This window comes from Pseudomonas sp. TE12508, from assembly GCF_056279485.1.
On record NZ_JBWCCN010000040.1, the window covers coordinates 1 to 2319 of the forward strand.

Genomic DNA, 2319 nt, shown 5'->3' on the forward strand with positions numbered 1-2319 from the left:
GACCCAGGCTGTGTGAAAACTCTCCAAACACGATGAAAGCTGAGCGTTTCGTGGGTTGCCTGTGCAATCAGCGGGCGGAAGCGCGAATTACCTTCGTCAGCTACATAGATGTTCGTAATGCCCTTTGGGCCGCGTCAACTGCCCAAAGGGCTACTAACGGGCGAGCAAGCGGCTGGATTCACGCTCTGATCGCTTCAAGCAATCCTGTGATGCCGAAGATGCTCATCATTCGTTTGAGGTTGTAAGCGAGCACATGAAGGCTCATTTCGGTACTTACCCGCGGAAGTGTTTTGGTCAGGAAGTGGGTGGCTCCCATCCAATATTTGAGCGTTCCAAAAGGATGTTCAACGGTCTGTCGCCGAACCCTCATCATCGCTGGATCATGTTCTAGCCGAACCTGCATCGCGTCGGCTACAGCCTCATGTTCCCAGCGCTTCACACGGCGCTCCTTACCAGTCGTACATTGCTGTTGCATTGAGCAGGACTGGCAGCCCGAGTAGTAGTAACAATGCAATAACATGCCGTCTTCCATCGACGAATGCCGTCTGGTTAATAACTGCCCCGCAGGGCATCGATATTCGTCCGACGCAATAAGATAGATGAAATCCTGCTTGCCGAATCTGCCTTCGGCTTTGCTACCAGATGTAAGGGGTTTCGGTACGAAGACAGTGATGCCGGCTTGCTCGCAAGCAAGGATTTCCAGACCTTTGTAATAGCCTCGGTCGGCCACCACCGTTAGCGATTCAGCCTCGATTTCTTCACGCGCTTGGTTCGCCATATTGCTCAGTTGTCCACGATCATTGCCAACGTTGGTCACCTCATGGGCAATGATCAGATGGTGTTTGTCGTCGACAGCTGTTTGTACGTTGTAGCCAACCGTTCCGGTGCCTCGGCCGCTCGTGGCCATTGAGCGTGCATCTGGGTCTGTGAGGGAGATCTGCTGGTCTGGACTTTCGTGGAGCTGTGCCTCGATTTCCTTGAGTTTCTGCATCTGCTTTTTCAGTGTTTCTATCTTTTCTTTAAGCCGCTCTGCTTTGGCCTCGGCCACTTCGGGTGTTGCCCGATCCGCCGAATCCATCGCCGCCAGATAGCGATCAATGCTCTGCTCGATCTGCTGCATGCGTGCCTTCACCTTGCCCTGAGTGAAGTTGCGGTCGCGATTATTGACGGCTTTGAATTTGCTGCCGTCGATGGCGATGATCGACTGAGAGAAGAGATTGAGGTTGCGGCAAAGAACTACGAACTGGCGGCATACGCTGCGAATGGCTTTGCCGTTGTCTTTGCGAAAGTCGGCGATGGTTTTGAAATCTGGAGCCAAGCGGCCTGTTAGCCACATCAACTCGACGTTACGCTGGGTCTCACGCTCAAGCCGGCGGCTGGACTGAACCCGATTGAGGTAGCCGTAGATATAGATCTTCAATAACACCGCTGGGTGGTAGGCCGGACGACCCGTAGCGGCAGGATCGACGCCCTCAAAACCAAGTGCGCCCAGGTCGAGTTCATCGACGAAAACATCGACCACGCGCACTGGATTTTCTTCGACTACGTAATCGTCCAGGCACTCTGGCAGCAAGGTGACTTGAGTTCGCGCCTCGCCTTCAATGAATCGCTTCATGACTGTCCCCGTTACTACCTCGGCGTTCAGAAGGTTAGACAATTTGGGGAGTTTTTCACCAAGTCTGGGACCAATTGGTCGCTCACGACGGGCATAAATCAGCCAGAGTTGACGATAGACACTTGATCGCGAGGTGCCTAATCTAGGCTTCAAAGTCACGACAGGGAAAAGGATATGGCAGGAGGGAACATCATTTGCGGTACGTTCCAAAGTGCCGACAAGTCGGGATCAGCCTTGGAGGCAGTGTTAGATGCACTCCCATTGCAGGCCCACGAACTGGTCGAGAATGTTAAACAGCAACTCGATACAGCAGACTTTGTCCTCATAGATGTAGATCAAGCGAAAAGCTTGCTTCCATTTTTACAGATCTACCAGGCGCAACTGATCGCTGAGATCGGGCACGATGATTGGGCTCGGGCAACGCAGGAGGAGGAGTTTTCGCTTGAAACGGTCGCTTCCAAGTGGGGATCGAGTAAGGGATGGAGACTTTACTGCGTGCGAGATCTCGTAGGTGCTTGTGAAAATGCGTTGGTAGAGATGGAACCTGTTTGCATAGCGTTTAGTTAACTGCTTCCAGCCGGTCGCATGGCCGGCTGTTTTAATACAGACATTGGTTTGAGACCACGCTACTAGCGTGAACAGCCGATAGATTTAATGTAGCAACGCAGGCTACAAAACGTTCCATGCGTTTTCGCACAACCTGG

Annotated in this window: 2 protein-coding genes; one reads left to right on the top strand and one right to left on the bottom strand. The window is 52.7% G+C overall.

Annotated elements, in window-relative coordinates; translation table 11 throughout:
• Positions 1-178: 178 nt before the first annotated feature.
• Positions 179-1615: an IS1182 family transposase gene (locus ACZ9IM_RS30425; protein WP_476225829.1), complete on the bottom strand. Its 1437-nt coding sequence runs from the start codon at positions 1613-1615 to the stop codon at positions 179-181.
• A gap of 174 nt (positions 1616-1789) precedes the next feature.
• Here ACZ9IM_RS30425 and ACZ9IM_RS30430 point away from each other — a divergent pair, with 174 nt between their 5' ends.
• Entirely contained in the window at positions 1790-2182 is a 393-nt protein-coding gene (locus tag ACZ9IM_RS30430; protein ID WP_476225830.1) for a hypothetical protein, read from the top strand.
• Positions 2183-2319: the final 137 nt, after the last annotated feature.